22 protein-coding genes are annotated in these 23,597 nt (G+C 41.5%); 2 read left to right on the top strand and 20 right to left on the bottom strand.

What is annotated here, in order from left to right; translation table 11 throughout:
* Position 1: 1 nt before the first annotated feature.
* Positions 2-1,081 (bottom strand): [FeFe] hydrogenase H-cluster radical SAM maturase HydE, encoded by a 1,080-nt coding sequence (hydE, locus tag B5G00_RS12585; RefSeq protein WP_087273263.1) that lies wholly within the window; start codon positions 1,079-1,081, stop codon positions 2-4.
* Positions 1,071-1,388 carry a TM1266 family iron-only hydrogenase system putative regulator gene (locus B5G00_RS12580; RefSeq protein WP_087273261.1) on the bottom strand — a complete coding sequence of 106 codons (318 nt, stop codon included), beginning with the start codon at positions 1,386-1,388 and terminating at the stop codon, positions 1,071-1,073. Before B5G00_RS12580 ends, hydE begins: the two co-directional genes overlap by 11 nt.
* 367 nt (positions 1,389-1,755) lie before the next feature.
* Here B5G00_RS12580 and B5G00_RS12575 point away from each other — a divergent pair, with 367 nt between their 5' ends.
* Entirely contained in the window at positions 1,756-2,265 is a 510-nt protein-coding gene (locus B5G00_RS12575) for a GNAT family N-acetyltransferase (protein ID WP_087273259.1), read from the top strand.
* A gap of 4 nt (positions 2,266-2,269) precedes the next feature.
* Here B5G00_RS12575 and B5G00_RS12570 read toward each other — a convergent pair whose 3' ends face one another.
* The 11 genes from B5G00_RS12570 to B5G00_RS12520 all read right to left on the bottom strand — a co-directional run bounded on the left by B5G00_RS12570 (position 2,270) and on the right by B5G00_RS12520 (position 12,806).
* On the bottom strand, positions 2,270-3,697 hold the full coding sequence (locus B5G00_RS12570; RefSeq protein ID WP_087273257.1) for a CotH kinase family protein: 1,428 nt from the start codon (positions 3,695-3,697) through the stop codon (positions 2,270-2,272).
* Positions 3,698-3,700: 3 nt separating this feature from the next.
* Positions 3,701-4,372 (bottom strand): DUF4956 domain-containing protein, encoded by a 672-nt coding sequence (locus B5G00_RS12565; RefSeq protein ID WP_087273255.1) that lies wholly within the window; start codon positions 4,370-4,372, stop codon positions 3,701-3,703.
* A 26-nt stretch (positions 4,373-4,398) separates the two neighbouring features.
* Complete coding sequence (locus tag B5G00_RS12560; protein WP_242971351.1) at positions 4,399-5,148, bottom strand: polyphosphate polymerase domain-containing protein; 750 nt, start codon at positions 5,146-5,148, stop codon at positions 4,399-4,401.
* Positions 5,126-6,205 carry a PepSY domain-containing protein gene (locus B5G00_RS12555; RefSeq protein ID WP_087273251.1) on the bottom strand — a complete coding sequence of 360 codons (1,080 nt, stop codon included), beginning with the start codon at positions 6,203-6,205 and terminating at the stop codon, positions 5,126-5,128. Before B5G00_RS12555 ends, B5G00_RS12560 begins: the two co-directional genes overlap by 23 nt.
* A 113-nt stretch (positions 6,206-6,318) precedes the next feature.
* A complete protein-coding gene (locus B5G00_RS12550; RefSeq protein WP_087273249.1) occupies positions 6,319-7,260 on the bottom strand; it encodes an anti-sigma-I factor RsgI family protein in 942 nt (313 codons plus the stop codon).
* On the bottom strand, positions 7,257-7,985 hold the full coding sequence (locus B5G00_RS12545) for a sigma factor (RefSeq protein ID WP_087273247.1): 729 nt from the start codon (positions 7,983-7,985) through the stop codon (positions 7,257-7,259). The genes B5G00_RS12550 and B5G00_RS12545 overlap by 4 nt, the downstream gene beginning before the upstream one ends.
* Positions 7,986-8,292: 307 nt before the next feature.
* Complete coding sequence (locus B5G00_RS12540) at positions 8,293-9,174, bottom strand: DUF3881 family protein (RefSeq protein WP_087273245.1); 882 nt, start codon at positions 9,172-9,174, stop codon at positions 8,293-8,295.
* Between the two features lie 14 nt (positions 9,175-9,188).
* Positions 9,189-10,475: a serine--tRNA ligase gene (gene serS / locus B5G00_RS12535; protein ID WP_087273243.1), complete on the bottom strand. Its 1,287-nt coding sequence runs from the start codon at positions 10,473-10,475 to the stop codon at positions 9,189-9,191.
* Between the two features lie 87 nt (positions 10,476-10,562).
* On the bottom strand, positions 10,563-11,087 hold the full coding sequence (locus B5G00_RS12530) for a DUF4446 family protein (protein WP_087273241.1): 525 nt from the start codon (positions 11,085-11,087) through the stop codon (positions 10,563-10,565).
* Between the two features lie 19 nt (positions 11,088-11,106).
* Positions 11,107-12,039 (bottom strand): ParB/RepB/Spo0J family partition protein, encoded by a 933-nt coding sequence (locus tag B5G00_RS12525; RefSeq protein WP_087273239.1) that lies wholly within the window; start codon positions 12,037-12,039, stop codon positions 11,107-11,109.
* Positions 12,036-12,806 (bottom strand): ParA family protein, encoded by a 771-nt coding sequence (locus B5G00_RS12520; protein ID WP_087273236.1) that lies wholly within the window; start codon positions 12,804-12,806, stop codon positions 12,036-12,038. The genes B5G00_RS12525 and B5G00_RS12520 overlap by 4 nt, the downstream gene beginning before the upstream one ends.
* 337 nt (positions 12,807-13,143) lie before the next feature.
* On the opposite strand from B5G00_RS12520, the gene B5G00_RS12515 reads away from it, so the two are divergent.
* Positions 13,144-14,097: an alpha/beta fold hydrolase gene (locus B5G00_RS12515; RefSeq protein ID WP_087273234.1), complete on the top strand. Its 954-nt coding sequence runs from the start codon at positions 13,144-13,146 to the stop codon at positions 14,095-14,097.
* 109 nt (positions 14,098-14,206) lie between these two features.
* Here B5G00_RS12515 and B5G00_RS12510 read toward each other — a convergent pair whose 3' ends face one another.
* The 7 genes from B5G00_RS12510 to mnmG form a co-directional block, all read right to left on the bottom strand.
* Positions 14,207-15,676, bottom strand: coding sequence for a DUF4340 domain-containing protein (locus B5G00_RS12510; RefSeq protein WP_087273231.1), 1,470 nt, complete (start codon positions 15,674-15,676; stop codon positions 14,207-14,209).
* Between the two features lies 1 nt (position 15,677).
* Positions 15,678-17,201, bottom strand: a complete 1,524-nt coding sequence (locus tag B5G00_RS12505; protein ID WP_087273229.1) for a GldG family protein — start codon at positions 17,199-17,201, stop codon at positions 15,678-15,680.
* 30 nt (positions 17,202-17,231) lie between these two features.
* Entirely contained in the window at positions 17,232-18,095 is an 864-nt protein-coding gene (locus tag B5G00_RS12500; protein ID WP_087273227.1) for an ABC transporter permease, read from the bottom strand.
* Positions 18,096-18,097: 2 nt separating this feature from the next.
* On the bottom strand, positions 18,098-19,099 hold the full coding sequence (locus B5G00_RS12495) for an ABC transporter ATP-binding protein (RefSeq protein WP_087273225.1): 1,002 nt from the start codon (positions 19,097-19,099) through the stop codon (positions 18,098-18,100).
* Between the two features lie 384 nt (positions 19,100-19,483).
* Positions 19,484-20,872 carry a glutamate synthase-related protein gene (locus tag B5G00_RS12490; RefSeq protein WP_087273223.1) on the bottom strand — a complete coding sequence of 463 codons (1,389 nt, stop codon included), beginning with the start codon at positions 20,870-20,872 and terminating at the stop codon, positions 19,484-19,486.
* Between the two features lie 37 nt (positions 20,873-20,909).
* On the bottom strand, positions 20,910-21,644 hold the full coding sequence (gene rsmG / locus B5G00_RS12485; protein ID WP_087273221.1) for a 16S rRNA (guanine(527)-N(7))-methyltransferase RsmG: 735 nt from the start codon (positions 21,642-21,644) through the stop codon (positions 20,910-20,912).
* Entirely contained in the window at positions 21,634-23,541 is a 1,908-nt protein-coding gene (mnmG, locus tag B5G00_RS12480; RefSeq protein WP_087273219.1) for a tRNA uridine-5-carboxymethylaminomethyl(34) synthesis enzyme MnmG, read from the bottom strand. The genes rsmG and mnmG overlap by 11 nt, the downstream gene beginning before the upstream one ends.
* Positions 23,542-23,597: the final 56 nt, after the last annotated feature.

The raw sequence follows: 23,597 nt of genomic DNA, 5'->3' as shown, positions 1-23,597 counted from the left end.
CCTATACCTCCTCTGTTTTTGAAATATAATCTCCCCGGTCCACTACGACTTCATATCCGATTTCCCCCATAGATGCCCTCAAGGCATCCAGACATTCTGCCGCTTCCTTCCCTGTATGGATCTTGTTGTCATACAGCAGGTATTTTTCCCTGACATTTTCCGGGGATAGGTTTGGCATTACTACATTTGCCCCTGCCAGGACTCCCCTTTCTCTCCCTCTGGGATCAATGGTTCCCAGGGCTGTAGTAGCCGGCAGGAGCACATTTGGAAGAAGGAGCCGTACCAGACTCAAAAGATATAAAGTCAGCTCCAGTTCTCCCTGTTTCTTCTCCCGAAAGGGTGTATCGTGATGAGGAATAAAAGGGCCGATCCCCACCATTTCCGGCTGGAGTTTCTCCAGAAATTCCAGGTCATCCATGAGAGTTTCTGTGGTCTGTCCCGGAGATCCCACCATAATCCCTGCTCCAGTTTGGTACCCCAGGCTTTTCAGGTCTTCCAGGCACTGAATTCTGTGGGCAAGGGAAAGTTCTTTTGGATGAAGTTTTCTGTAATGAGCTTCATTGGCGGTCTCATGCCGGAGCAGATATCTGTCTGCCCCTGCCTTCTTAAAGAGCTGGTAGCTTGCTCTCTCCTTTTCTCCAATAGATAAGGTTATAGCACAGTCTGGAAATTCCTTTCGGATTTTTCCTACTATCCTGACTATTCTCTCATCATTAAAATAAGGGTCTTCTCCGCCCTGAAGGACAAAGGTGCGAAAGCCCAGTTCATATCCGGCTCTGCAGCAGTTCAGAATCTGATCTTCAGTTAGCCGATAACGGGACGCATTTTTATTGCTCTTTCGGATTCCACAGTAGTAACAGTCATTTTTACAATAATTCGTAAATTCAATGAGACCCCGGATAAAGATTTTCTTTCCGTAAATCCGGTCTCGCAGCTCTGAGGCCTTTTGGGCTAAAAGCTCTGCCCGCTCACTATTTCGGCCTTCCAGCAAAGTTCTCCATTGATTCCTGTTCAGATGCCTGCCGCTGGAAAGCTCCTGGAAGCAGACCTGAAATTCCTCTTCACTGATTTTATTTTCCATCCTGTGAGTCCCCTTCCGTCCCTTTTTCTTTTCCTCTGGTCTTCTCTGAAGAGCTCTCTCTGGAATAGATTGCTTTGGAACTGACCCCTGGAAGTCTTCCCATTTTTCCAGCCAGAGCACTGATCACATCTGACGGGGCATCCAGGACTACACTGATAATATTCACCTGTTTTTTCTCGTATGGGATTCCCATTCGTCCAATGATAAATTCACTGTATTGATGGAGCAGCTCATTTACCCTTCCTGCCATTTCCCGGTTTTCAATAATAATTCCGATTACGGCAATCCTGGAATTCTCTTTATCCATATATCTCCTCCTTCCCTTTTCATCCCCGGATAAACTTAACCGGCAGGCGCCTGTTATACAGGCATCATGGCCCCTTTCTGGGTCTATAGCACAGAAAAAGGACCCGAAAGGGTCCCTCTTGTTTTAAACTATTACAGATTTTGTTTACAGCTATTTTCTCTTTCCATCAGATTCTCTTCCGGTCAGTATTCCGCTCTATGAACGCTTTGCTGACAGAACTACTGACAGCTCAGGCATTTTCTATTATTTTACCCTTATTTTCAAAAAGCGTCAAGAATCTGCAGGCTTTTTTCTGAAGATATATATTTTATTTGATTTCATATTTTTTAGTATTATCCTATCAGAAACAGACAAAGGAGTTTGATTTATGGAAGGAAAATATATTCTTACAGCAGCAGTTCCTCAGAATCTTGATATATGCCTCGATATTATCCTTCAGGGAAAAGCCTTTCAAAGAGAGCAGGGTTTTATCCAGTGGACTGACGATTACCCCAACAGGTCTACCATTGAAGAAGACATCGAGAAAGGAATTGCCTATGTTGTAAAAGCAGAAAATCGGATCGCCGGCTATATGTGTATTGATTTTTCCGGAGAACCGGCCTATGAAAATATAGAGGGAAAATGGCACAGTGATCTGCCTTATGGAGTAATCCACCGCATGGCTTTTGATAAAGCATTTCGTGGAATCGGTCTTGCTGACATCACCTTTTCTCTCATAGAAAAGTTCTGTCTTAAAAAGGGTGTTTCCTATATACGCATTGACACGGACTTTCCGAATAAAAGAATGCAGCACATCCTGAAAAAGAACGGTTTTAAAAACTGCGGGATAATCACCCTTCGCGGAAGCGGTAGACTGGCCTTCGACAAGCTTTTTTAAATTTTCAGTTCCATGTCCTCATGTAATCCTCTTCAGCGGTCTCCAGATCCTGAAAGTCTCCCAAATCCTCCAGTCTGATATGTGCGGCGTCTAATCTGGCTTCGGGTGCTTCCTGCTGCCCTTTTATGGTAGCCGGCATTTCACCCTCCAGCTGCATCTGGATACTTTCTGCTCTCAGCACACATACCTGTTCCAGAGTATCCACAGCCAGTTTATAATCCTCATATGAACAGAATGCTGTAGGGTCTTTCTCTACATAAGGGTTTATCATTTTCTGAGTCTGTCTGAGAAAAAGCTGAAACTTTCCTGATTCAAAATATTGGGAAATAAATTGCTCAAAGAATTCCCGGTATCTTTGAAAATACTCATCTATTTTCATCAAGTTATGGTATAAAGGGCGATTCATCATCACGGATCCTTCTGCCGGAGTATAAATTGGATAATTAATCAGCACTGTTGGATCCTTAATAGGTTCTGTCTTTCCCAGGGCGTAGGTTCCAAAAGCCAGATTATAATCCCAGGGAAGGATGGACAGGATTCCTTCTTCTTCATACAAATAGTAATTATGCCCTGTATATCCCAGGTAGCTGTCCCAGTTCATTACAAAAACCTGTACGGTAAAGTACCTGAGCACTTCCTCTATATTCACTGCTTTCTCCAGTTCCTCTCCTTCGGAAAGTATCTTCAGAGCCTCTATTACCCTCTTTTTATCCCCCTGGGTGATATCCACCTTGGCATTGTCAAATATATTCGGATAGCTCTCCGGGTCATCATCAATATACTTAAGAGCCACATCGGCATTCTCTGCATCCAGCCGCTTATAATCCGGCTTATACAGTCTTCCGTAGTCATTGCCGAAATTTCTCCTGGCAAATGCTTCCTCTGGCTCCTCTATAGCTAAAAACAATCCCCAGCCTTCTCCGTTTACTGTCACCCAAACATAGCTGCGCAAAGGTGCCGGAACCTCCATAAATTCCATCATATCATAGGCTATCCAGGCCTTCATATAACTGTTGTCCTGAAAAGATGCGTCCAAAGACAGCTTATCTAGACCATAGTAATTTCCGCCCGAATTGAAATGGTCGAATTCCAGTTTCAGACTATATCTAGACAGCCCGTATTCTTCAGTAAGCCTCAGGGAATTGTTTCCCTTGGCCCTAAGTCCCACCTGATGAAATTCCTCTCCGTCTATTACTGCTGTGCAGGAAACATATTTTTCCTCCTCTGCATTTTCCAGGAACCCTTCCCAGTCTTCTATCTGTATATCCAGGCTATGTACCCTACTTTCATCAAAAAGCCGGGAAATATATCCGGGATTTTCGCTTGCCTTCGGTATTCCAAAAGCATCCCCATTCATAAAGATCAGAGTAAGAAGGACAGCTCCAAGAGCTGCAAGAATGCAGACAGCATCTATATACTTATATTTTACCATATCTTACCCCATATAATCTCCATTATAGGAAACAAGAACGCAGTGGGTAACGCCTTCCATAGCTGCCAGCTCATTCACAAACTGATTGCTGTCTTCCCTCAGCCGAACTTCATAGTTCAGTTCTATATCTCCGGCTTCCACACTTTTACTTTTTAGATTCATCCTTCGGACCTGAGAAGCTACGATAACCCTGACTTTCTCCTCTGTCTCCCGGCTGTCACAGTGGACCACCAGAATATAGGGACTGTCCACTGTCTTCCTGTTTGAAAAGCCCAGGATCACTACGCCTATAAAAATACTCCCTAAAACAGCCAGAGGAATCAGGCCAGCAGCCAGTATAATTCCCAGCGCAATGCTCCAAAACAGAAACGCTATATCCAGAGGTTCTTTTATAGCTGTACGGAAACGGACAATAGAAAGGGCCCCCACCATACCCAGAGACAGAACCACATTGCTGACTACCGTCATGATCAGGATTGTAGTGATCAGAGTCAGAGCAATCAATGTAGTGCCAAAGCTTGCTGAATACATAACGCTGCTGCAGCTTTTTTTATATACAAAAAAGATAAAAAGCCCCATTAAAAATGCCAGAACCAGGGCAATGGTCATATCAAGAACCGAGATTCCTGTAATATTCTCCAGAAAATTTGATTTAAATATATCCTGAAAAGTCATAACAAAATACTCCCCTCTCTCCCGGATCAGTCAAACCGCCTGCAAAGGGCATATTTAGAACAGGCCCCTGCCTGACGTCCCGGTACCTGTACAGCCATCCGCACCAGCTCCGGCAAAAATTCATCATACTTTACTTCCAGCACTCTGGAAAAGTCCATGGCTTTAATTCCTGTAAATCCTGTGTTTAAAAACTCCAGACTGCCCATTCCCGTATACAGATTTCTGTCCAGCGTGATCCTTACATTTCCCGGCGCATAGACAAAAGCCTCCCTGTCATAACGGACAATCGTCTTAGGTCTTAATCCCTTTCCCTGAATCTTACTGTATAATTCAATCAGAAGGGGATCCCCTGATTCCAAAAGAAACCCATAGTCTCCCTTTAAAATCTTGTCTGCTTCATCCTGTGTGAGAGGTAGGCTTCTCTTTCCACAGAGGCCTTTCCTCTTAAACTTTTTTTCCAGGCGTATAAAAGATGTATCTGTGCCATAATATCTCAACCTGAATTTTTCTCTTTTATCTACTCCATCCAGTTTCTCTCTGTAAGCGCTGTCATAAGGAGTATCAAAGTAAAGGCTTGTGACCCTGTAGCTTCCCATAGGTCCCCCATGTTTATCATGGGAGAACAGCTTCCTCAGTCTCTGGGAAAGCACCAGATCTTCTCCAGGGCTGATCTGGTGCTTAAGCTCATGCCGCATGGATACCTTCTTTAACGGTTTAATTATCATAGTGGCTGTTTCCGTAGTCACTGTGGTCCTAGTCGTCATCTCCATCATCATCTATGTCATCATCCGTGTCATCATCCATGTCATCATCTGTGTCATCATAATCTGTCACACCGTCATTGTTTGGTCCATAGTCTGTGTCATCTATTCCTGATGTGTTATAATCTGTCACACCATCGTTATTGGGTCCATAGTCTGTATCTTCTGCTTCGCTGTAATCTGTCACACCATCATTATTCGGACCGTAATCTGTGTCTCCATAGTCAGTAATTCCATCATTGTCCGGGCCGTAATCCGTAGTGCTGTAGTCTGTCACACCGTCATTGCCGGTGCCATAATCTGTATCTTCTACTGTCTGCCCGACTACATGGTGCACTGCTTTTAAAATTTTTCCGGTTACTGCATGAACGTCATACTCATATTCATTATTGCCTGCTGTAAATTCCAGTTCGTAGATTGCAATTCCATCGTCAAAGTCAAATTCTTTATCTTCAAATACTGCATCTGCTGCACTGATATCAGCCTGAGCCAGAGCGATTTCCTTTGCCTTATCTAAGGAAATATAAGGAGATGGCTGACCATTCTTTGCATATCTTTCATCGTAATCGTCATCGTCTATAGTTACTATATCTGAGGTTAATTCCAGTCCCGCTACTGCTTCCTGAGTATTTCTGCTTATAGTTTCCAAAAAATCATCATCAGGAAGAACAGAACCAGGCTCCATCTGGATCACAATATTTTTCTTGTGACCATCTATTTCATCAACGAAGTATCCGGCTTCATTGATCCTGTTGATCAGTTCTTCTAATACTATGCTGCAGTCTTTTCCCTGATAATCCTGATATGCGGAAACAATTCCTTCACCATCCAGATTTTTTCCTGTAAGAGCTGTTACCTTACCTTCTTCATCATATTCAATACTGATTTCCGGATTTACACTTAAGGTAATGATTCCTGTATCTGCAAGGGCTGTTCCCTGGGAAGATTCTGCTGCTGTAATTTCCTTTTTCTGCTCTGTTCCAGCGCCCTGGCTACCGCACCCGGTTGTAAAAACCGCTGCCGTAAAGGTAAGAGATGTTAATGCCGCTAATAAAACTTTTCTCATTTTCATAATAGATGCTCCTTTCACTTATACCATTTATCTCTGGCTCTTTTTTTCCTTGTATTCATAGAATACGGAAGCACTTTTTAAAAAACGGGGTATCCTGAAAATTTTTTTATTTTTTAATCATCCTCTTCTTCGTCGTCATCGTCTTCATAGTCTGTTTCTTCCTCCTCTGATGTCTGAGGCATCTGAGACTGAGGAGCTGTCTGGTTATAATCTGTTATACCATCATTATCCGATCCATAATCTGTATCCTCATAAACTGCCGGTTCTGAAGGCTGAACCTGCTGAGGCTGAGGCTGCTGCTGGGGAGCCTGCGTTTCCTGCTGTACTGCAGAAGACTGCTGTTCCTGACCGCTTTCCCGGCCTGTTTCCTGAGACACTCCGCTGGAATTTTCTCCGCTCTGTGTTTCCTGGGTCGCTTGGCTGGATCTATTCTCGCTTTGTCCAGGATTTTCTGTCGTAGAAGTCTCCGTATCTCCTGTCTGACGATCAATAATCTCGATAGTAATGGAAAGTCTATTCTTTAGGTGCCTCTTTACTTCCGATTCCAGTTCTTTGCTGTATTCTGAAAGAACAGCTTCCTCCGGGGCATCAATGGAAAATGATACCTGCCCTCCTTCTGAAAGAAACCCCATCTCAATAGCCCTGTCAATAAGTTCATCAGTAACAGTTACCTTATCTTTTCCTTTTCCCTCATATCCTTCCAGAAGAATCTTTCCATCCTCATTTGTCCCTATGAGCTCCAACACCTCCCCCTGCCGGTTGAGGTTCATCTGAACTTCCGGATTAATTGTAAGGTAGATAGAAGAGTAGGATACCATATGTCCCTGGTAATAGTTCATTCCAAAGACCAGAAGGAAACAGGCTGCTATGGCCGCTGCGCCTCCGGTAACCCATCTTACAGGTCTAAATCTTTTTTCCGGTTTATCCCTCATCAAAACAGGGTCGTATACCGTCTGTCCCACTTCATAGTGAAGGTTTGCAGCCTTCAGAAATCTTCCTTCTTCATCCAGTAATATGGCATAGCTGGAGTGGCATTCCATAACAATATAGCTCATCTTCCTGTCACTCCTTTCATAACCTGTTTTAAATGACCTCTGATAATCTCATATCCGTTTGTATAGATCAGCAGCAGCGCTACCATATATTTTCTGTGACGCTCCATCGTTTTTCTTTCAGCGCCGCTTCCCTGACAAAGCCTTGCGGCCGGCAGACGCTTTGTCCTCAGCAGTTCTTCAAAGATTTCCGGATTTTCCCTGGCATAGTTCAAGGCTTTTCTGCAGGCGTTCAGCGTCCTCTCCTGCTTTGGGCAGTTATCTGATACATCAGTCAGGGAAACTCCGAATTCTTTCATCTGCTCTGTCAGTTCTTCAATTTCCTTTCTTGTAGCTTCTCTGACTGTCATTTCCTCGCTGTGGTCTTTCCCATCAGATAAAGTATCTCCTAAAGCTTTTTCTTCATCATCACCAGCAGGGGTTTCCAGAGAAATTACCTTGCTGTGCCTCTGCTCCTTTCGATGATAGTCTATCAACCTGCTTTTAATCAACATGGCAGCATACTTAAAAAACGCTCCTCTTGCGGATGAATATCCGCAGATAGCCTCGTGAAAGGCTATCATAGCTATGCTCAATTCATCATCATGGCCTTCCACTGGGGGCCGCCGGAGAAATTTTGCGGTTTCTGCTTTTATAAATGGCATATATGTACGAATAAATACATCTGCCGCCTGCATATCGTCCCTGGCAGCTTCTACCTGTCGGATGATATCCCGCCCTTCCCTCATATTACATTTTCCTCCTGTATATAGATTACGTATCTCTCTTATTAAAACCGGGGCAATTTGCTAAAAATTGTAATAAATTACGGTAATCCTATCATCTTCATGTAAAGTTAATTGTACTCACTTTGTAAAATTTAAGTAAAAAACTGCCGTATCTCACTGATGCCCATACAGACATTTTGTAAAATACGACAGCTGTCGAAAATTAATTCTATTCTTTCTCTTATCTAAAATTATAGCCTAAAGTTTAGTGTATTGTATCATTCACTTTCAGACAAGTCATTATGCAAAATGTGAGTGATACAGTGCACTAGTATTGAAAATCTACATAGCCTTGAAGCCACACAACTCCTTTAAATCTTCGGCCTCTGGCCGGTTCTCCCAGGAGATCATTTTCGTTGACGCATACGTCCAGTTCAATATCGTTACAACAAATCCGCATCTCGTAGACCGTATCTCCTGTAAGAATATTCTGGATCTTTGTGCATTCCAGGATCTCTCCCATGATATTATACAGATCACATTCCATTCCATAAGGCATAAAATAACTGTCCACAATACTGTACACATCTTCATTCTCCACCCTCTGGGAGATCATGGAATATGTATCCATATCCTCTATAGTAAGACTTTCCATAGCTTCTTCGTCCCCGTTTTTGGCGGCTGCCATAAGTCTTCCTCTGTTCATGGTCTTTTCCTCTGCTTCTGCCGCCTCTGCCTCCTGCTTCAGCACAGGCAGAAGAATCGTGCCTTTCTTGGCAAGGCCGGAAAGAGTCAGGCTATGGACTCCTCCCGCATAGTGACCTTTGCACCTTTGGGTAAGATATTCCCCTGCATTTTGCAGATAAAAGATAATTGTCACACCGATACGCATATCGTCACAGGCTCCAGCATAGGATTCCTTCCCAGCATGCTTTTCAATTACCACTTCCTCTTCCATGGTAATGCCTGTTCCCCGGAAATATGGAAAATAATATTCCATCTGGAACTGATCATCCTCATCATATTCTCCGCAGACGGTAATGCCGAAGTCACAGCCGTACATTTTGGACAGTTCGGTAAATAGATGATTGCTTCTGTCCTCCACAACGGTCTTTTCATCATAGTTCTGGATAACATCCTGCAAAATGGTATCCAGTTCTTTCTTTTCCGTTATATCGGAAAACCCGATTGCTTTCAAATAACTGTGCAATGAGTAACCTCCACTTATTTCTTGGGCTTAATTACTTCTGCTCCTCCCATATAAGGTCTGAGAGCCTCTGGAATCTTTACAGAACCATCTGCCTGAAGGTTGTTCTCCAAAAAGGCAATAAGCATTCTGGGAGGTGCTACAACGGTATTATTTAATGTGTGGGCAAGATATTTTCCATCTTTCCCGTTAACGCGGATCTGAAGTCTTCTGGCCTGAGCATCTCCCAGGTTTGAGCAGCTTCCCACTTCAAAATATTTTTTCTGTCTTGGAGACCAGGCTTCTACATCTACAGATTTCACTTTCAGATCTGCCAGGTCTCCGGAACAGCACTCCAGAGTTCTTACAGGAATATCCATAGAACGGAAAAGATCTACTGTATTCTGCCACAGTTTATCAAACCACATAGGACTCTCTTCCGGCTTACATACTACGATCATCTCCTGTTTTTCAAACTGATGAATACGGTACACGCCTCTTTCCTCGATTCCATGAGCGCCTTTTTCCTTACGGAAGCATGGAGAGTAGCTGGTAAGAGTTTTTGGCAGTTCTTCTTCCGGAATAATGGTATCAATAAATTTTCCGATCATAGAGTGTTCGCTGGTTCCGATCAGATATAAATCTTCCCCTTCAATCTTATACATCATAGCGTCCATCTCTGCAAAGCTCATAACGCCTGTGACTACGTTGCTGCGGATCATAAAGGGCGGAACACAGTAAGTAAAACCTCTGTTAATCATAAAATCCCTTGCGTAAGAGATTACTGCAGAATGAAGTCTTGCAATGTCTCCCATTAAATAATAGAATCCATTTCCGGCAACTTTTCTGGCGCTGTCAAGATCCAGACCATCAAAGCTTTCCATAATTTCTGAATGATAGGGAATTTCAAAATCAGGAACTACAGGCTCACCATATCTCTGAACCTCTACATTTTCACTGTCATCCTTTCCAATAGGAACCGATGGATCAATGATATTTGGAATAGTCATCATAATTTTTTTGATTTTTTCTTCCACTTCTTTTTCTTCAGCAGAAAGACTCTCTACTCTCTGAGCATTGGCAGTAACCTGTTTCTTGGCCTCTTCTGCCTCTTCTCTCTTGCCTTCCTTCATCAGTCCGCCAATCATCTTGGAAATCTTATTTCTCTCTGCTCTCAGACCTTCTACTTCCTGCTTGATCTCTCTGTTTCTCTTATCCAGCTCTATAACTTCATCTACCAGAGGCAGTTTGCTGTCCTGAAATTTATTTTTAATATTCTCCTTTACCACTTCTGGATTTTCTCTGACAAAACGGATATCTAACATTTTCTCTTCTCCTTATTAATTTACATAACTTCTTTATTATGGTTTACATAACATTCACCAAATTTTATACTTTCTGTGATTTGGAAATCAAATATCAAATTCACTTTCCTCGATTCCAAAATTCACAGCTCTCTTCAGGGCTTCCACTTCTTCCTCACTTAACATTATATAGGATTCCCCATTTACGATTTCTTTAATATACAGAAAACAATTTTCTCTGCTATGTATAGCATTCAGCAGAAATCCTGTATTCTCTTTGTCCAGCAGAGCAAGAACAAAACTGAGCTTTCCACCCATATCTTCAAAAGCATCGTATTTTACAATACCATATTTATGAAGCGAACTATTGTAAAGTTTCTCCAGCTTCTGGATATCTTCTCTGTTTATCTCACTGTTGCTTGCCAGCTTCTCAATCATATCAAATTTTCTTTTAAACAGTTTTTCCAGGGATTGTCCATCTTTACCCTTCATAAAAATCTTATATTTCTTATTCAGCCTGCTTAATCCTAAAGAAAGATTAAACGTACAGATCAGAAGTATGATCACCAGGATCAGAAGGGAAAGAAGCAGGATTCCTGAATAATTCTGCAGTGCATCTAAAAAATTACTCATACGTTTCTTACCCCTTATTCTATCTGATAGTCTCTAACAGTTCCACAATTCGTTCCAGTTCATCTTGAGAATAATACGCAATCTCAATTTTCCCCTTATCCTTGCTTTTACGACGAATAGCTACCTTTGAGCCTATAATTCCCTTTATTTTTTCCTCCAGCTGTTCGTATACAAGATCCTGGGCCCGGTCTGCTTTCTTTTCTTTCTCTTCTTTTCGAGGATTAAGGATTTCCTTGACCAGTTTCTCTGTTTCTCTTACACTGAGCTTTTCATCAAAGACTTTAATCGCTGCAGCATGCTGCATATTCTTATCTTCTATAGACAAAAGTGCTCTGGCATGTCCTGTAGTAAGCATTTCATCTATGAGCATCTGCTGTACTCTTTCATCCAGCTTCAGCAGCCTCATAGAGTTTGTTACTGCTGTCCTGCTTTTGGACACACGTTCCGCGATAGTATCTTGTTTCAAATGAAACTCTTCCATGAGCCGTTTATAAGCTGCTGCCTCTTCGATAGGATTTAAATTTTCTCTTTGAATATTTTCAATAAGAGAAATCTCCACAGCTTCCTGCTCGGAAAACTCTTTTACAATTACAGGTATATCCTTTATTCCGGCCAGCTTAGATGCCCGCCATCTTCTCTCACCTGCAATTATCTCATAGTAATCGTCTTTTTTCTGCACCAGCAACGGCTGAAGTACACCAAATTGTTTGATAGACTCTGCCAGTTCCAGCAGAGCATCCTCGTCAAACTGCTTTCTTGGCTGTTTGCGGCTGGGCTCTACCTGGGCAATCTTCACCGTAAAAACTTTTCCTTTAGCCTCCCCTTCCGGTTCTTTCACTGTTAAAGTTTTTTCTGGTGTTTTCTCGGCTTGTCTGGGTTTTGAAGTGTCACTGATCATTGCGTCAAGACCTCTTCCCAGACCTCTGCCTAAGCCACCTTTTTTTGCGGTCATTCTTCATCCTCCCTGTGTAAAACTTCTTCTGCCAGAAGGCGGTAGCTTTCTGCACCTACAGATCGTGTATCATATAAATTAATAGGCATACCATAACTTGGCGCCTCTGCCAGTCTTACATTTCTCGGAATAATTGTTTTATAAATGGACTGATTCAGATTGGCTTTTACATTTTCCACAACCTGAAGAGAAAGATTTGTTCTGGCATCATACATTGTAAATACAACACCTTCTATAATAAGATCTGGATTCAGCCTCTCTTTTACCAATTCAATGGTATGTATAAGCTGCGTCAATCCTTCCAAAGCATAATATTCGCACTGTATTGGCACTAATACAGAGTCCGCTGTAGTCATAGCATTAATCGTCAGAATATTCAGAGAAGGCGGACAATCCATTATAATAAAATCATAACTATCTCTGATAGTATCGATTTGATTCTTTAAAAGGAATTCTCTGCCCTCAATTCCCACCAATTCTATTTCTGCCCCGGCAAGATTAACATTAGACGGTATTAAAGAAAGGTTATCATATACATTTTCAATAATACAATCTTTCAGCTCCCTCTCGCCTACTAACAGTTCATATAGTGTATTTTCTGTGTCATTTTTATCAATTCCCACACCGCTGGTGGCATTTCCCTGAGGATCAATGTCTATCAGCAGGACTTTCTGGTTCTGTTCTGCCAAACATGCAGAAAGATTAATAGCTGTGGTAGATTTTCCTACTCCACCCTTTTGATTAGCAATTGCAATAATTCTTCCCACTTATATTTCCCCTTATTGTAGATTAAAATTTATCTTTAAATTTCTAAAATTCATTATATCACCTTTCTTTTTCTATTTCTATACCAAGTGTTTCACGTGAAACATTTTTTATATTTTAATGAATTTTTCACTTGTTTTTATTCTTTTCTTGTTCATGTTTTTTGCTCCTGAAATGAACAGTCACCTTGCTAAGACTATGTAATGTTTCACGTGAAACATTTATCTTCAGCAACACCACTGCTGTCCGAAAATCTTCCAGGCTTTTTTTCTTGTATAATTGTTCTCTATGTTTTATAATATAATACATGAAATATTAGTAGGAGGTATCGACATTAGAATGAAAAAGAATAAACATCGATTGGTCACTCTTGGTATTTTATTTACCGTAGCTACGGGAATTATATATCTTATTAACCGCATAGTTTTTGCCTCTGCAACTCTTAAAGATTTACTAAAATCTTCTGCTGACAATTATTATAATTGGAGATTTGGAAAAATTTATTATAAGAAAAAGGGTAGCGGTTCCCCTATACTGCTAATTCATGACTTGACAGTATATAGTTCCGCATATGAATGGAAAAACCTCATAGACAAACTGTCAAAGGACCATACAGTATATGTTCTGGACCTTCTTGGGTGCGGACGCTCTGAAAAGCCAAGAATAACTTATACAAATTATTTATATGTTCAGCTTATTTCTGACTTTATCAAAAATGTAATTCATGAAAAGACAGATATAGTAGCCAGCGGATATTCCAGTTCCTTTACTATACTTGCATGCCATAATGAATCTTCCCTTTTCGGAAAAATCTTTTTGGTAAATCCGCCTGAACTATCTACTTTAAATAAGATTCCAGGAAAAAGAAGTAAATTATATAAGTTTCTTCTTGAACTTCCTGTATTTGGAACACTCGTATATAATATGATAACCTGCCAGAGCAATGTACAGCTGCTTTTCACAGAAGAGTATCTTTATAACCCCTTTGATGTATCGGCAGAAATGATTGATACATATTATGAAGCAGCTCATAAGGGATTTAGTAATTCAAAGTTCCTGCTCTCCAGTATTATCGGATGCTACACAAACAACAGCATCAATCATGCTTTAAGAGAAATTGATCAAAGCATTATCCTTATTTCAGGTCAGGGAGAGGAAAAGGGGAAAGCAATTCAAGAAGCCTATGTTACTATCAATCCATCTATTGAAACTTGCTCTATAGAGAGAACAAAACACCTTCCTCATCTGGAAGCAGGAAACAGATTTGCAGAATTATTAAGCATTTATTTATAGTTTCTAGTAAAACGAGGCTGTCGCATTAGTCAAAAATATGACTAATGCGACAGCCTCGCTTTTTCAGATATTTAGATGTGCTTTTTTATCATATGTTTCACGTGAAACATTATTGATTCAATTCACTCATAGCATTATCAAATGCTTCAAAGAGTTCTCTGACATCCATTTTATTAACCATCATATGGTTTCCTTTGGAATCTACAACAAGATAGAAATTTGTATCATAGGAATAGAAATCTATAGTTACGTTAATTCCGCCTTCTTTATAAAAATTGATGCTCATTTCTGCATCGCCAGAGGGCTGTGCATTTTCATCCTGACTCTGCCACGTCATAGCAGTGATCAGATTGTAGAAGTTATTAAAATCTGTAGTTTCTATTTCCTTATCATTTATCATGTATTTTGTTTCTTCTGTTGTTTCTCCATCCTCATCTTCACTTTCTACCTCTACTGTTTCCTTGGTAGCTGTATAAGTCTCACCATTTCTGGTAAAAGTTACTTTGTCCAGATCTGCAAATGAATAGTCTGCAACTTTTGTGCTGAGGAAGTCTTCTTTATTCACCTCTGTAATATTCTGAATAGTTGAGGCAGCTATGGTATACACACAGGAATCTTCCTGAAGTTTTCCGTAATAATAAGTACTGTCCTCTGTCTGATTTCCTAAGAGCATCACCATTTGCTTATCTACTGTAACTGTAGATTCTTCCTCACTATCTTCTGAATCTTCACTGCTTTCATCCTCTGAATCTGTGTCTTCAGCTTCTTCCTCTACCTGGTAATCCACTGTAATCACTGTAGGATTATCCAATCCGTAAGTTCCCAGATTGCTTAAATCATAAGTAACATAGTTAGTCCAAGCCAAAGTAGAAAAGTTGCTGGTATAAGTAGATACCAGAGAACTGTCTGCAGGAACGGTACTTCCATCTGTGTCTGCAAAAGTCCAGCCTGTTTCTGAACTACTATCCTGATAAAGCCTGGCAGTACCCTCGGGCTTCTGTATTGATACACTAGTTATGGTACTTCCTGTAATGCTGGGGATTTCCTCTTTATCTGCAATATCACTTAAATCAAACTGAAGATTCTCCTTTAAACTGCTGTCTACCAGATAAATCTTACTGTTATCATCATTTAAACTCATATAACAGCCAGATACTGCATCATTGGTGGCTCCTAGTTTTAAAGTATTCTCTTCTCCATCTGTATTTGTCACCTTTACAGTCACTTCCGGAGCATCCAGTCCATATTCTTCCAGATTCTCGGGATTTTCAATGGTTCTGGTTGAAGATACAGACGTCACATAAGATACTTTATCCAATATAGCAGACTCACTCAATGGAAAGCTGGAATCCTGACTATAGCTCCATGTATCATCGGAATGGGTGAAATCGAAAGTATTATCTCCTGAAACAATCTGCAGCTGGCCGATATCCTCGGCATCTATTTCAAAAACTGTTTCTGTTGTCTCTTCTTCCTGGTCATCTTCATCGTTCAGATTAAGACTCCTCAACACAAAATAAGCAGCCAGCAAGAGGACTAATATAAGGATTCCGATAATTAAGCCTTTATTTTTCTTCATATCACTGTTTTCTCCTCTTCATCCAGATACCAAATCCGATAACGAGAATGCATACCGGAATAACTGCTGTTACAACAATACTCCAAAAGCTTACATCTGCTGCTGAGATTGTAAGTGAAGAAGTATCCAGGCTCTTACTTGCAATAGAGATGGTACTTGTACTGTCTTCCTCTGTCTGACACAGCCAGGACAGTGATGATGACAGAAGTTCATAGTTTGTTCCTGATACATAGCTGTTAATGGTGTCATCAAAAATTGTGCTTGATGAAAAATATACAATCTGTGTCTCAGCATCATCGCTAACCTCTTCTGTAATGGCTACCGCCAGATCAAAGGGACCGTCGATGTCAGAACTTTCTTTTTCTACTGTCTGCATATTTTCCAAATCCGTCTTAGAGTAAGCACTGTCTGAAGTTGAAAGAATACTCTGCACGTTCAGAGAATCTCTTACATTATCAATTGTCTCAATTCCCTGGGCAAGGGCCATAAGCACATATCGGCTGCCAGATGATAAAGAAGAAGTAATATCCGTGCTCTTAATATCCGGAAGCAGATAATAAGGATTCTGGGAAATATAGTGGTCTGTATCTCCTTCCATAACAACTCCATCTACTGTACGAACACCGTAATTTTCCAGGACAGATTTGAAATTCGGCATATCCTCAGTAGTGTAGTCGGATATAATAAGTGCCTTTCCTCCATTCTCCAGATAGTTAATGATTTTTGTCGCTTCATCTTCTGAAAGATCTGTAGCCGGAGAATATATGAGCAGACAGGAGGCATCATCCGGTACAGCATCCTGTGTCAGCAGGTTCAGAGACTGGATTTCTATATTTGCCTTTTGAATAGTCTCTGTCATGTTTGTACTCATAGAAATCTCGTCATGTCCTTCCAGAGTATATAAAATAGGCATATCCTCTGAAATTACATAATTGATAGCACTGGTAAGCTGTCCCTCTCCATCAAAAGCCGTTGTCTCCTGAGTATAGGTCTGATAATTAATACTTGTCTCATACATATCACTATAGTCTACTACTCTGCTCTTATCTCCGCAAACTACAATAATACTATTATTATTTACAGAATCTGAAGTGTACTGCTGAGTAAAAGTAGGATAAACTGCCGGGTCTCTCTGCTCTACAGTAATATGCTCGTTTCTTTCTTCATATCGTTCCAGAAGCCTTTGGATATCACTGCTCTCCGTACCTTCCTGGGCGATCAGATATAATTCTACATCTTTGTCAAGATTATCCAGAACCTCTTTTGTCTGATCTCCAATGGTATAAAGTTTTTCACTGCTCAGATCTAACTCTCGAATACTGGTAGGCAGTTCCTGTATCACCAGATTCAAGACCACTGCAATAGCAACAACAAGAGCTGTTATACCTATGCTGTAAGAACCATGGCGTAAAATCTTTTTGTTTTTAGTTCTTTTTTCTTTGATATTACTAATAATATTCTTAATATTTATTTTTTCTTTAAGCTTCAAATTTTTTAAGCTGAATTTTCCTTTTGATTTTTTCATATCTGCATCTCCTTTACTAAAATTTCAGATTTAACTCCAACGCCGTTTTTGTATACTCTGAATTGTAAGAAATACAAAAATGCAGATAACTGACAGCATATAAATAATTCCTGATAAGTCTAGAATGCCGCCTACAAAGTTATCAAACTGGTTTGATATTGCCAGAAGATCCAGCAGTTTCTGTATCAATCCCTCATAAATAGAAGATTTCACAATATACAGCACTACATTTACTGCTACCAATACAATTCCCAGCACAGAGGACAGAATCATATCTTTTGTCATCTGATATACTACCAGTGCGATAATCACGGAAATAACCAGAAAGGCTGCAAAAGAAGCCATAGATGTACTGGAAAAAAAGCTGGAAATTCCGTCCATTACATAGCTGCAGAACAGAACTCCAAATGTAAGCACTGCTGCAATAATCTGACTTTCTGTTATAGAAGACAGAAAAAGACCTACCGCAATCTGAGCACAGCCCAGAAGATAGAATCCAAATACTGCTGTATAAGTCGTTGTATAAGAAACTGTTCCGTATCTTCCCATAATAAAAGGATAGCAGCCCGCTATCACTACAGGGATCAGATATATGGATATCATACTCAGATATTTACCAAAAACAATTTTCCATACCGGTACAGGTGCTGTAAGCAGGAGCTGGTCTGTCTTATTCTTTTTCTCCTCAGAAAGTATTCTCATAGTAAGCACTGGAGTAATGATCAGGAAAAGGAAGGTCACTGCATTCAGCGTAGAACCGAAGTCAGGACTTGCATATTGGAGATTATAGGCCGTGAAATAAATTCCCAGTAATAGTAAGATAAATGCAATAAAAACATATCCTATCATGGAAGTAAGATAACTTCTTAACTCTTTTTTGTATACTGCCAGCATAATTACTCTTCTCCCTCCTCTTCTCTCTCATCTTCAAAGATTTCTTCTTCTGTTGGCAAAGTCACCTGACTCCTCTCATCTGTAAGCTTCAGGAACACTTCTTCAAGAGACATATTTGACGACTGCATTTTCAAAATCGGACATTTTGCTTCTGCAAGGGCAAAGAATATATTTTCCCTCATGTCCACATCTCCTGCAATTTTTACAGTAAAGTCACAAGCTCCTGGTATTATAGAATTATGGTAAATCATATCTTCTATATTCTCTACTAAATCCAAGGCCTTTCTAATCTGTCCTTCCTTACCTTTCACAGTCAGTTCCAAAGAATTTGCGCCTGACATCAGACGGCTCAGATTTTCCGGTGAATCACTGGCCACCAGTCTTCCTTTATCAATAATCAGCACATAATCACACACTGCGCTTACTTCAGACAAAATATGAGAGCTGAGAATAACCGTATGATTTTTCCCCAGACTCTTTATCAGATCTCGGATTTCTATGATCTGCTTAGGGTCCAGTCCTACAGTAGGTTCATCCAAGATAATGATCTCCGGATATCCCAGCAGGGCCTGAGCCAGTCCCACTCTCTGTTTATATCCCTTCGACAGGTTTTTTATCAGTCTGTTCTTTACATTCTGAATTTTCGTAGTTGACATAACTCCGTTGATATTTCCCTGTCTTTTCTCTTTTGGAATCCCTTTCAGCTCTGCTGCAAATTCCAGGTATTCCTGTGCTGTCATATCCTGATACAAGGGCGGCAGTTCAGGAAGATAGCCTATTTTTTTCTTGGCCTCCTCCGGTTCATCCAGAATATTGTGTCCGTCAATCAGAATATCCCCTTCTGTAGATGCAATATAGCCGGTGATCATATTCATGGTCGTAGATTTTCCCGCGCCATTAGGACCCAGAAAACCGTAAATTTTCCCCTTTTCCACGGTAAAATTCAGGTGATCTACAGCAACATGAGCACCGTACTTTTTTACAAGATTCCTAACTTCAATCAAGATACTCCCTCCTTATTAATCTTTTTTGACTGTTCTATTTTATGGGAAAATTGTGATAAAAATTAGGTTAGAATGTGATTTTTCTGTGAAACAAAAAGACTTGTTATAAAAAGAGGGACGGGAACTGCTGGTATAGTTTTTCAATAGAGAATAGAGAGGGCTGCTTTCTTGCTCAGTCTGCGCTGCTCTGAGCCTGTAGTCTCAGAGCATGCTCGACAGATTCGCATAAAGCAGCCCTCTCTATTCTTTTTGTACGTTATGAAGCAGTTCCCTGTTTTGTTTCGTAGGGAAGTCTTTTGTTTCATATGTATGGGTTATTTAGTTTACATAATTTGTTTATATAAGTATTTCAACAGTTAGAAGTGAATATCTTCTTTGTGGGGATTACGCATGGGGAATATTTGTATGTTCGCTTATTTCACGGCTGGTGGTGCACAGGTCTTCTACGGACAGGTCGTGGAGGTTTTCGTGGCCGGTGATGCGGGCGAACATTTTCAATTCTTCTAAGGTGGTATTTAAGAAGTTTCCTACTCTTCTGGCCCCGGATTCTCTCTTTAATCTGGCTCTCAGTTCCGGGTCCTGGGTAGCTACGCCTACAGGACACATACCGGTGCCGCAGATACGATACTGCTGGCATCCCAGGGCCATCAGCGCTGCAGAAGCAATTGCTACAGCATCGGCTCCCATAGCTATGGCTTTTGCAAAGTCTGAGGATACGCGAAGTCCTCCTGTAATGATCAGACTGATATCTGAGCCTATGCTGTCCAGATACTTTCTGGCTCTGTAAAGGGCATATATAGTCGGTACACTGGCAGAATCCCGCAGCATCAGAGGTGAAGAGCCTGTAGCGCCTCCTCTTCCGTCTATGGTGATAAAATCAGGCTCTGCGTACACGCAGAAAGCCAGGTCTTTCTCTATCCTTCCTGCTGCAATCTTTACTCCCACAGGGCGGCCTCCTGAAGCCATTTTAAGCTGGGCTACAAGGCCTTTCAGGTCCTCTCTGGTATTTATTCCAGGGAACCTGGAAGGAGCTGTTATTTCCTTTCCTGCAGGCTTATTCCTTATCTTTGCGATTTCCTCTGTTACTTTCTCTCCGGGAAGATGTCCTCCCATTCCAGGCTTGGTTCCCTGGCCGATCTTAATTTCAATTGCATCTGCATTCCGGAGATTTTCCGGTGTAACACTGTATAAATTCCCCACATACTCAAATATGTATTTATCTGCTGCTGCCATCTCCTCCGGCAGGATTCCTCCCTCTCCTGAACACATGGCGCTTTTTCCCAGAGCAGAGCCTTCTGCCAGAGCAATCTTTGCTTCTTTTGACAGTGCTCCAAAAGACATGTGAGAAATATATACGGGATTTTCCAGTATCAGAGGTTTCTTAGCATGCTTTCCAATAATAGTCCTGGTGTTCACTTGAGCATCTTCATCTAAAGGCATGGGATCCAGCTGTGCTCCTAATATAAGGATTTCATCCCAGGAAGGCATAGGCAGCTTAGTTCCCATGGCAGCATGAATGCTTTTTCCTGTAACTGCCATTTCATGGATTTCTTTCATATACCTGCAGCTTTCATCTTCTCTGACAAATTCTCTGGGATATTCCAGGCTTTCTGTCTTCTTTTCTTCTCTCTTTACCTGTTGTATCTCCTCATAGATGGAAAAAGCTGAAGCCGGCTGATGACAGACCGGACATTCCTTCAGCTCTGAAAAAGGAATTCCCTGTTCCTCTTCGTCAAAAACATACCCACATACATTGCATTTGTACTTTGCCATACAATACCTCCTTCTTAATTTTCAAAAGATTTATCTCCTAGGCCTTCTCCAGCCCCAGAGGTTCCTTTGCCGGAGTTCCCGGTTTTCTGGGATACTTTTTCGGTGTCTCCTTTACCTTCTTTATAACAACAAGGGTCCGGTCCATATCCGTCTGGCACAGCTGAAAACTCTCTGTTTTCTCCAGTTTTCCTCCCAGAAGAGATATGGCCTTTTTGCCTTCCCTTATTTCTTCCTCTGCCTGTCCTGCCTTATAGGAAACAAAATACCCGCCCTTTTTCACATAAGGCATGCAGTATTCACATAATACTGCCAGACGGGAAACTGCTCTGGACACGCTAAGGTCATATTTTTCCCTGTACTGAAGCTTCTTTCCCCCTTCTTCTGCTCTCAGATGGACTGTCTCAATATCTTCAAGACCCAGTTCACCAATAACCTCATTTAAGAAGTTCAGCCTTTTATTCAGAGAATCCAGTAGGGTTACCTTCAGATGGGGAAAAGCAATCTTCAGAGGAATTCCCGGAAATCCTGCTCCTGTTCCCACATCAATACAGGTATTTATTTTTTTCATATCCACAGTTCCTGCAATGGACAGACTGTCTGCAAAGTGTTTCAGGAGCACCTGATCAAATTCTGTGATTCCCGTCAGGTTCATGACCTTATTCCACTGAATAAGCAGTTCATAGTACCGGATAAACTGTTCTTCCTGCCTCTCTGTGAGAACAATACCGTATTCTTGGGCTCCTTCTCTTAAAATGCTCATATCATAGTTCATGCTTTTCTCCTTTACCTGACTGTCTTCTGTAAGTTTCCATATACACCAGAAGTACAGAAATATCCGCCGGAGAAACCCCTGCAATTCTGGAAGCCTGGCCTATGGAAACTGGCCGGAACTGTTCCAGTTTCTGTCTTGCCTCTATGCGCAGGCCGCTGATCTGGCTGTAGTCCAGGTCCTGTGGCAGTCTTTTTTTCTCCAGCTTTTTAAATCCCTCTACCTGCTTCTCCTGTCTCTTTATATAACCTTCATACTTAATGTTAATGTTCACCTGATCTCTTACATCCTGAGGCAGTTCCGGACGATTTTTATCCAGAGGAGCCACAATATCATAGGACAGTTCCGGCCTTCTGATCAGGTCTGCCAGAGATATACCATTCTTCAGCAAAGTGCTGCCATGGTCTTTCAGCAGCTCCTGTACTTCCGATGATGCTCCTACGTGAACATGCTCCATCCGTTCTTTTTCTTCCTGTATCTTCTCTTTTTTCCAGAGCACATATTCATACTGTTCCCTGGTCACCAGACCTACTTTATATCCTTTTTCTCTCAGCCTCAGGTCCGCGTTGTCCTGGCGCAGGAGAAGCCTGTACTCTGCCCGGCTGGTCATCATACGGTATGGCTCATGGTTCTCCTTGGTTACCAGGTCGTCGATCAGCACCCCGATATAGGACTCTGACCGGTCCAATATGAGCATTTCCTTACCCAGTACCTCCATAGCCGCATTAATGCCTGCTACCAGTCCCTGAGCTGCTGCTTCTTCATATCCGGAACTTCCGTTAAACTGCCCTCCTGAAAACAAACCTTTAATTTTTTTGAACTCCAGGGTGGGATAAAGCTGGTTTGCATTAATGCAGTCATATTCTATAGCATAAGCATTCCGGACAATTTTTGCATTTTCCAGCCCAGCCACTGAACGGTACATGGCATACTGTACATCTTCAGGAAGAGAGCTTGACATACCTCCGATATACATTTCATTGGTATACAGTCCTTCTGGCTCAATAAATACCTGATGCCGGTTCTTATCTGCAAATTTTACCACTTTATCCTCAATAGAAGGACAGTAGCGGGGGCCTGTACCCTCTATCATACCTGAGTAAAGAGGTGACCGGTCCAGGTTTTCCCGGATAATCTCATGGGTCTTTTCATTGGTATAGGTCAGCCAGCAGGAAATCTGATCGATCTGAACATCCTCAGGGTCTGTGGAAAAGGAAAACGGCACCACTCTCTCGTCTCCAAACTGCTCTTCCATCTTGGAAAAATCAATGCTTCTTTTATCAATACGAGCAGGTGTTCCTGTTTTAAACCTGTACATTTCAATTCCCAGATTTTTCAGGGAATCCGTAAGATGGTTGGCCGCCTGAAGACCATTAGGCCCTGTATAATTGCTCACATCTCCGTAAATACATCTGGCCTTTAAATAAGTCCCTGTACAAAGTACCACTGCCTTTGTATGATACACGGCTCCTGAATAGGTCTTAACCCCTTTCATGACTCCATCTTCTGCAATAAGTTCTGTGACCTCTGCCTGACGTATTGTAAGATGCTCTGTATTTTCCAGAGTCCTCCTCATTTCTTCTGTATAAGCATGCTTATCTGCCTGAGCTCTGAGAGAATGGACTGCCGGTCCCTTAGACACATTAAGCATTTTGGACTGTATAAAGGTCTTATCAATATTTTTTCCCATCTCTCCGCCCAAAGCATCTACTTCTCTCACCAGATGTCCCTTGGAACTTCCTCCTATATTGGGATTACAGGGCATAAGCGCAATACTGTCCACACTGACAGTAAACATGATCGTCTCCAGCCCCAGCCGCGCACAGGCCAGAGCCGCCTCGCAGCCTGCATGACCTGCTCCCACCACGGCAATATCATAATTTTCTTCCAGTACCTTCATTTTCCCTGAATCCTTTCTCCGTTCTTATATTCTCTGATCCCCGCAGACAGCGGGGG

This window comes from Blautia sp. An46 (assembly GCF_002161645.1).
In the GTDB taxonomy this organism is placed as follows: domain Bacteria; phylum Bacillota; class Clostridia; order Lachnospirales; family Lachnospiraceae; genus Blautia; species Blautia ornithocaccae.
Note: the sequence above shows the minus strand (reverse complement) of the source record. Positions and strands in the feature narration are given on the sequence as shown.

Excerpts from the sequence above, each read along its gene's own strand:
- B5G00_RS12570 (WP_087273257.1), bottom strand. The coding sequence starts at position 3,697 with ATGGTAAAATATAAGTATATAGATGCTGTCTGCATTCTTGCAGCTCTT.
- B5G00_RS12560 (WP_242971351.1), bottom strand. The coding sequence starts at position 5,148 with ATGATGATGGAGATGACGACTAGGACCACAGTGACTACGGAAACAGCC.
- serS (WP_087273243.1), bottom strand. The coding sequence starts at position 10,475 with ATGTTAGATATCCGTTTTGTCAGAGAAAATCCAGAAGTGGTAAAGGAG.
- B5G00_RS12490 (WP_087273223.1), bottom strand. The coding sequence starts at position 20,872 with ATGGCAAAGTACAAATGCAATGTATGTGGGTATGTTTTTGACGAAGAG.
- B5G00_RS12575 (WP_087273259.1), top strand. The coding sequence starts at position 1,756 with ATGGAAGGAAAATATATTCTTACAGCAGCAGTTCCTCAGAATCTTGAT.
- B5G00_RS12500 (WP_087273227.1), bottom strand. The coding sequence starts at position 18,095 with ATGCTGGCAGTATACAAAAAAGAGTTAAGAAGTTATCTTACTTCCATG.
- B5G00_RS12550 (WP_087273249.1), bottom strand. The coding sequence starts at position 7,260 with ATGAGCTATATTGTTATGGAATGCCACTCCAGCTATGCCATATTACTG.
- hydE (WP_087273263.1), bottom strand. The coding sequence starts at position 1,081 with ATGGAAAATAAAATCAGTGAAGAGGAATTTCAGGTCTGCTTCCAGGAG.
- mnmG (WP_087273219.1), bottom strand. The coding sequence starts at position 23,541 with ATGAAGGTACTGGAAGAAAATTATGATATTGCCGTGGTGGGAGCAGGT.
- B5G00_RS12530 (WP_087273241.1), bottom strand. The coding sequence starts at position 11,087 with ATGAGTAATTTTTTAGATGCACTGCAGAATTATTCAGGAATCCTGCTT.
- B5G00_RS12580 (WP_087273261.1), bottom strand. The coding sequence starts at position 1,388 with ATGGATAAAGAGAATTCCAGGATTGCCGTAATCGGAATTATTATTGAA.
- B5G00_RS12565 (WP_087273255.1), bottom strand. The coding sequence starts at position 4,372 with ATGACTTTTCAGGATATATTTAAATCAAATTTTCTGGAGAATATTACA.
- B5G00_RS12510 (WP_087273231.1), bottom strand. The coding sequence starts at position 15,676 with ATGAAGAAAAATAAAGGCTTAATTATCGGAATCCTTATATTAGTCCTC.
- B5G00_RS12505 (WP_087273229.1), bottom strand. The coding sequence starts at position 17,201 with ATGAAAAAATCAAAAGGAAAATTCAGCTTAAAAAATTTGAAGCTTAAA.
- rsmG (WP_087273221.1), bottom strand. The coding sequence starts at position 21,644 with ATGAACTATGATATGAGCATTTTAAGAGAAGGAGCCCAAGAATACGGT.
- B5G00_RS12555 (WP_087273251.1), bottom strand. The coding sequence starts at position 6,205 with ATGAAAATGAGAAAAGTTTTATTAGCGGCATTAACATCTCTTACCTTT.
- B5G00_RS12515 (WP_087273234.1), top strand. The coding sequence starts at position 13,144 with ATGAAAAAGAATAAACATCGATTGGTCACTCTTGGTATTTTATTTACC.
- B5G00_RS12525 (WP_087273239.1), bottom strand. The coding sequence starts at position 12,039 with ATGACCGCAAAAAAAGGTGGCTTAGGCAGAGGTCTGGGAAGAGGTCTT.
- B5G00_RS12545 (WP_087273247.1), bottom strand. The coding sequence starts at position 7,985 with ATGAGGGAAGGGCGGGATATCATCCGACAGGTAGAAGCTGCCAGGGAC.